This window comes from Rhodoferax sp. (assembly GCF_014859475.1).
Taxonomy (GTDB): Bacteria; Pseudomonadota; Gammaproteobacteria; order Burkholderiales; family Burkholderiaceae_C; genus Rhodoferax.
This window is the reverse complement of record NZ_JACUUE010000156.1, coordinates 1-6,115: the sequence shown is the minus strand read 5'-3', so window position 1 is coordinate 6,115 and position 6,115 is coordinate 1. Positions and strand designations below refer to the sequence as shown.

The 6,115-nt window shown below is 62.5% G+C and carries 3 protein-coding genes and 1 pseudogene; all 4 read right to left on the bottom strand.

Features of this window, described 5'->3' with window-relative positions:
• Nucleotides 1-992 (bottom strand): annotated as a pseudogene (locus IBX54_RS11675) (PAS domain-containing sensor histidine kinase); the annotation flags it as partial.
• Nucleotides 989-1,633 carry a DUF4390 domain-containing protein gene (locus tag IBX54_RS11670; RefSeq protein ID WP_296542827.1) on the bottom strand — a complete coding sequence of 215 codons (645 nt, stop codon included), beginning with the start codon at nucleotides 1,631-1,633 and terminating at the stop codon, nucleotides 989-991. The pseudogene IBX54_RS11675 and the gene IBX54_RS11670, both read right to left, overlap by 4 nt.
• Nucleotides 1,590-2,912, bottom strand: a complete 1,323-nt coding sequence (gene rsmB / locus IBX54_RS11665) for a 16S rRNA (cytosine(967)-C(5))-methyltransferase RsmB (RefSeq protein WP_296542826.1) — start codon at nucleotides 2,910-2,912, stop codon at nucleotides 1,590-1,592. Before rsmB ends, IBX54_RS11670 begins: the two co-directional genes overlap by 44 nt.
• Nucleotides 2,913-2,981: 69 nt before the next feature.
• The coding region (rpoC, locus tag IBX54_RS11660) for a DNA-directed RNA polymerase subunit beta' (protein ID WP_296542825.1) at nucleotides 2,982-6,115 on the bottom strand (3,134 nt) is incomplete at its 5' end.

Genomic DNA, 6,115 nt, shown 5'->3' with positions numbered 1-6,115 from the left:
GCCAGCTGGTTGCCAATCACCACGGCCAGCAGCACCGCGCCAAAAACCGCCATGAACAAGCTGAGCGTGAGCGTGCCGATGTACATGCGGCGCAAGCCGTTGCGGGCCAGCGCGCGCTCCTGGTATTCACGGTTGGCCTGGGTCACCGCCAGGGCATTGGCCACCAGGGTGTCGGGCAGCGCCTTGATGGCCAGCAAATAGCGCGGCTCATTGAACGTGCCCAGCTCATTGCTGATGACGAGGGCCAGGGCTTTGATGCGGGCCTGCGCTGCGCTGCCCAGCACGGCATCGTCCAGCCCCTCGATCCAGGTGATGACGCGCTGCTCGCGCGCCGCCCGAAACTGCTGTGCACTGGGCAGCTCGGGATTGAGCTGGTAGCGTGACTGACCGGCCGCCGCGATCAGGCGGCCAGAGGTACCCCACAAAATCAGATCGTCTGCGGCCATGGCATCGCGCGTGCGCTCGAGCGGCAGGGCGGCGCTGACATCGGGCGTGTCCGACAGCCCGACGGCACCGGCGCGGGCCTTGCCAGCCAGATCAGCTGACAAGGTCTCCAGCGTGGTACGACCCAGATTCAGGCCGGCATCGAGCGCGCTTTCCACCTTGACATCGAACCAGCTCTCGATGGAGCGCGTGACGAACTGGTACGACACGACATAGATCAGTACGCCCGGCGCAAAGCCGGCCAGGGCGAAGATGGCAGCCAACTTGACCAGCAAGCGGCTGCCGAATTTTTTCTGCACCAGGCGCCGAACCAGACGCACCGCGATCCAGCTGATGACCAGCAGCAGCAGCACCGCCACCACCACGTTGACGGCAAAAAGACGGGCATAGTTTTGCTCGTAAAGGTCGCGGTTGGTGGTGGCCTGGGTCAACAAAAACAGCAGAATCAGGCCAATGGCCACCATCACGACCAAACCCAGCCCGAGCAACCAGCGCACCGTTCTGGAATGTTTTTCAGTCTGGACGGCGGCTCTTGGCGACGGCCTCATTGGGTCACCTCGGCGTCAAGGACCTGCTCTTGGCTTAACGCCACAGACCAGTCCGATTGGCCCAGTGTGCCTATCTGCAGGGGCCGGGGCAGTTGGGCCAGATCGAGCCAGAAACGGAAATCGACAAGGTGCCGCGCATCAGGCGCGAGCTCGGCCGCATCGGCAATCTTCCACCTGGAGATGCGGCGCACGGTGTTGAGCGCCTCGCTCCAGGAGTCAAAATTCTGGTTCAACGACAGGCCCAGCTCAGCTTCGACGACCTGGCCGGAGACAATATTGAGCCGCCATTGGCGCGTCAGGGGTTGGTAGGCCAGACGAAACTGGCGCCTGGCTGTGGCCACTTTTTTGTTGGTCCAGTACCAACGCTCGCGCAACACGTCGGCTTCGGCCACAAAATAGATTGGGATGCCTTTGTGCAGCGCATCGATCACCGCGGGCGACAACTCAAAGTCAAGCTGAGTGGAAAGCCAGAGCGCGTCATCGGCACGCTCCAGGCGCAACAGTTGCTGTGCGTCGGAAGACGGTGCCTGCGCCTGCGCCTGCGCCTGCGCCACGCTGAAGCCCAGCACAGCCGCAGCCAGCCAGCCCAGCAGCAAACTAGGCAGCGGACTTTTCCAGCAGCGCGTAATAAAAACCATCATGCTCACGGTTTGGATTGTCATCGACACCCGGCCATTGCGCGACCTGACCTGGTAACAAATGCCCGGGCGAGGGCAATAAAGTGGCGTTATTGTTGTTGCCAAGGAACGCCTCGATTTGATCTTGGCCCTCGGCGCGAAACACCGAACAGGTGGCATACAGCAAGCGGCCACCGGGTTTGAGCAGGGGCCATAACACCGCCAGCAGGCGGGCTTGCTGTTTGGCGAGTTGTGCCACATCGGTGGCGCGGCGCAGCCAGCGGATGTCGGGGTGACGGCGCACCACGCCGGAGCCCGAACAAGGGGCGTCGAGCAAAATCGCATCAAAGGGCTGACCCTGCCACCACGACGGCAGATCAGCCGCATCAGCGGCGACAACCCGGGCATTCAGGCCAAGGCGCTGCAGGTTGTCGTGAACGCGCTGGCAACGCTCGGCATCGATGTCGAGCGCGGTGACCGCCACGTTGGCAAACTCCAGCAAATGCGCCGTTTTGCCGCCCGGTGCGGCGCAGGCGTCAAGCACCTGCAGCGGCGCCTGGCCGCGCAGGCCGGTCAACAGCAGGGGCGCGGCCCACTGCGCGGCGCTGTCCTGCACCGACACCAGTCCGTCGGCAAAGCCCGGTATCTGCTGCACCGCGCTGGCGTGCTGCAACACCACACCCGCCAGCCCCAACGGCTGGGCAGCCAGGCCCGCAGCCTGGAGCTTTTCGAGGTAGTCAGCCAGGCTGATGCGCCGGGTGTTGACGCGCAACACCATCGGCGCCTGGGCGTTGTTGGCCTGCAGAATGGCCTGCCATTGTGCCGGCCACTCAACCTGCATCCGGGCCAGCCACCAGGCCGGGTGGTTCCAGCGCGCCACCGGGTCGTGGGCCGTTTGCGCCAATAAATCAGCCTGCTCGCGCAAAAAACGTCGCAAACAGGCGTTGATAAAACCAGCCTGTTGCCTCAGTGTTGGCGTTTTCTTGGCGGCTTCGACGGTCTGATTGACCAGGGTAAACGCGTCATAAGGCGCATCTGAGTCCTGCGACAACAAGGCCAGCGCGCTGCACAGCAAGGCATCCACCTGGGCCGATGGCTTGCGCGGCGCCAGCAGGCGGCGCAAAGCCTGGGCCCGCCCTAGCGAGCGCAGCACCGCAAAGCTGAGCGCCTGCACGCCAGGGCGCAGCGCTGCATCCACAGCACCGATAGCCGCCGTGCCGGACGCGCCGCCGAGAATCGCCTGCAACACCCTGGCGCTGGCCTGCAATTGCCGCCAAAGGGGAATCTGGGAATGCGTGTTCATGATTCAGTATGAAAAAACGCCTCAGACCCTTGAAAGCAGGGCGTGAGGCGTTTTTTGATTGAGCGTCAATTACTTGACTTCGGCGCTTTCATCCTGGTCCTGCTCGCTGGCCAGCGCCAGTTCGGCGGCTTCGGTTTCGGCAATGGCGCGGCGCTCGGCGTCGTCCATGTTTTCACGCACCTTGCGGGCTTCGTGGTACGCCAGGCCGGTACCAGCCGGAATCAAACGACCCACAATCACGTTTTCCTTCAGGCCGCGCAGACCATCGCGCTTGCCCATGATGGAGGCTTCGGTCAGCACACGGGTGGTTTCCTGGAAGGAAGCCGCGCTGATGAAGCTGTCGGTGGACAGTGATGCTTTGGTAATGCCCAGCAGCAAGTTGGTGAAGGTGGCTGGAATCTTGCCATCGGCGCGCAAGGCGTCGTTGGTGTTGAGTATTTCCGAGCGTTCCACCTGCTCACCATTGATGTAGCTGGAGTCTCCCGCGGCCTCGACCACCACACGGCGCAGCATCTGGCGCACGATCACCTCAATGTGCTTGTCGTTGATCTTCACGCCCTGCAGGCGGTACACGTCCTGCACCTCGTCAACGATGTAGCGCGCCAGCTCTTCGGCGCCCAGCAGGCGCAGGATGTCTTGCGGGTCGGCCGGGCCGTCCACCACCACTTCGCCTTTGTTGACGATCTGGCCTTCGTGCACCAGCATGTTCTTTTCCTTGGGCACCAACTCTTCCCAGACCTTGCCTTCGAGGTCGGTGATCTGCAGGCGAATCTTGCCTTTGGTTTCCTTGCCGAAAGAAATGGTGCCGGTCGCCTCGGCCAACACGCCCTTGTCTTTGGGCGAGCGGGCTTCAAAGAGCTCGGCCACACGCGGCAAACCGCCGGTAATGTCGCGGGTTTTTTGACCCTCGACCGGAATCCGGGCCAGCACTTCGCCAGGGCCCACGTCCTGCCCGTCACGCACCTGCACCAGCGCGCCAATCGGGAAACCGATCGTCACCGCATGGTCGGTGCCGGGGATCTTGACCTCGTTGCCGGTGGCGTCGATCAGCTTGACTTGTGGGCGCACCACCTTGGCCGAGCCGCGGCGTTTCGGGTCGATCACCACCAGCGTGCTCAAGCCGGTGACTTCATCGACCTGCTTGGCCACGGTCAGGCCTTCTTCGACGTTCTCAAAGCGGGCCTGGCCGGCGTACTCGGTGATGATGGGGCGCGTCAGCGGATCCCAGTTGGCCAAAATGGTGCCGGCCTTGACGGCCTGGTCGGCCTTGATGGTCAGGATGGCACCATAAGGGACTTTATGGCGCTCGCGTTCACGGCCGTGTTCGTCGTGAATGACGATCTCGCCGGAGCGCGAAATCACCACCAGTTCGCCCTTGCCGTTGGTGACATAGCGCATGGTGCTGTTAAAGCCGATGTTGCCGTTGGACTTGGCTTCGACGCTGGAAGCGATCGCGGCACGCGATGCCGCACCACCGATGTGGAAGGTCCGCATGGTCAACTGGGTACCGGGCTCGCCAATCGACTGCGCGGCAATCACACCCACAGCCTCGCCGCCGTTGACCAGACCACCACGGCCGAGGTCGCGACCGTAGCAACGGGCGCAAATGCCAAAGCGCGTCTCGCAGGTGAGCGCGGTGCGCACCTTGACTTCATCGACACCGGCCACTTCCAGCTCATCGATCGTGTCTTCATCGAGCATGGTGCCGGCCGGGGCCAGTACCGACCGGTTCTCGGGGTGCAGGATGTCTTCGGCAGCGGTGCGACCCAGAATGCGGTCACGCAATGATTCGATGGTTTCCCCGCCTTCGACAATGGCGCGCATCAGGTAGCCGGCGTGGGTGCCGCAGTCTTGTTCGGTCACCACCAGGTCTTGCGTCACATCAACCAGACGGCGCGTCAGGTAACCCGAGTTGGCGGTTTTGAGCGCCGTGTCAGCCAGACCCTTGCGCGCGCCGTGGGTGGAAATAAAGTATTCCAGCACGTTCAGGCCTTCGCGGAAGTTGGCGGTAATGGGGGTCTCGATGATCGAGCCGTCAGGCTTGGCCATCAAACCGCGCATGCCGGCCACCTGGCGAATCTGCGCCGGGGAACCGCGGGCGCCGGAGTCGGCCATCATGTAGATGGAGTTGAACGACTCTTGCGGCACCGGGTTGCCGTGGCGGTCAATCACGGTTTCTTTGGAGAGCCGACCCATCATCACCTTGGAGACTTCGTCACCGGCCTTGCCCCAGATGTCCACCACCTTGTTGTAGCGTTCACCGGCGGTCACCAGACCCGAGGTGTACTGGGTGGCGATTTCTTTCACTTCGGCTTCGGCGCGCTCGATGACGCCCGGCTTTTCGGTGGGCACCAGCATGTCTTCGATCGAGATCGAAATACCGGCGCGCGTGGCCAGCCGGAAGCCGTATTGCAGCAGCTTGTCGGCAAACACCACGGTCTCTTTCAGGCCGCACTTGCGGAATGAAGCATTGATGAGGCGCGAAATTTCCTTTTTCTTCAGGGCCTTGTTGATGAAGGCAAAGGGCAGGCCCTTGGGCAGGATTTCTGACAGCAGGGCACGGCCGACCGAGGTTTCGACCAGGCTGATGCTGGGCATGAACTCGCCAGTGACCTTGTCCTTGGTGTATTCGGTCAGGCGCACGCTGATGCGCGAGCTCATCTCGACCTCGCCTGCGTCAAAGGCGCGCTGCACTTCGCCGGTGTCGGCAAACACCAGGCCTTCGCCCTTGCCATTGATGCGATCACGGGTGGTGTAGTACAGGCCCAGCACCACGTCTTGCGACGGCACGATGGAGGGCTCGCCGTTGGACGGGAACAGCACGTTGTTGGAGGCCAGCATCAGGGTGCGGCATTCCATTTGGGCTTCAACCGACAAGGGCACGTGAACGGCCATCTGGTCACCGTCGAAGTCGGCGTTGAACGCAGCGCAGACCAGCGGGTGCAGTTGAATGGCTTTGCCTTCGATCAAAATTGGCTCAAAGGCCTGGATGCCCAAACGGTGCAGCGTAGGTGCCCGGTTGAGCATGACCGGATGCTCCTTGATGACCTCTTCCAGGATGTCCCAGACCACCGGCGTGCCGGTTTCAACTTCTTTCTTGGCCGCCTTGATGGTGGTGGCAATGCCCATGGCTTCCAGCCGCGCAAAAATGAAGGGCTTGAACAGCTCCAGCGCCATCAGCTTGGGCAGACCGCACTGGTGCA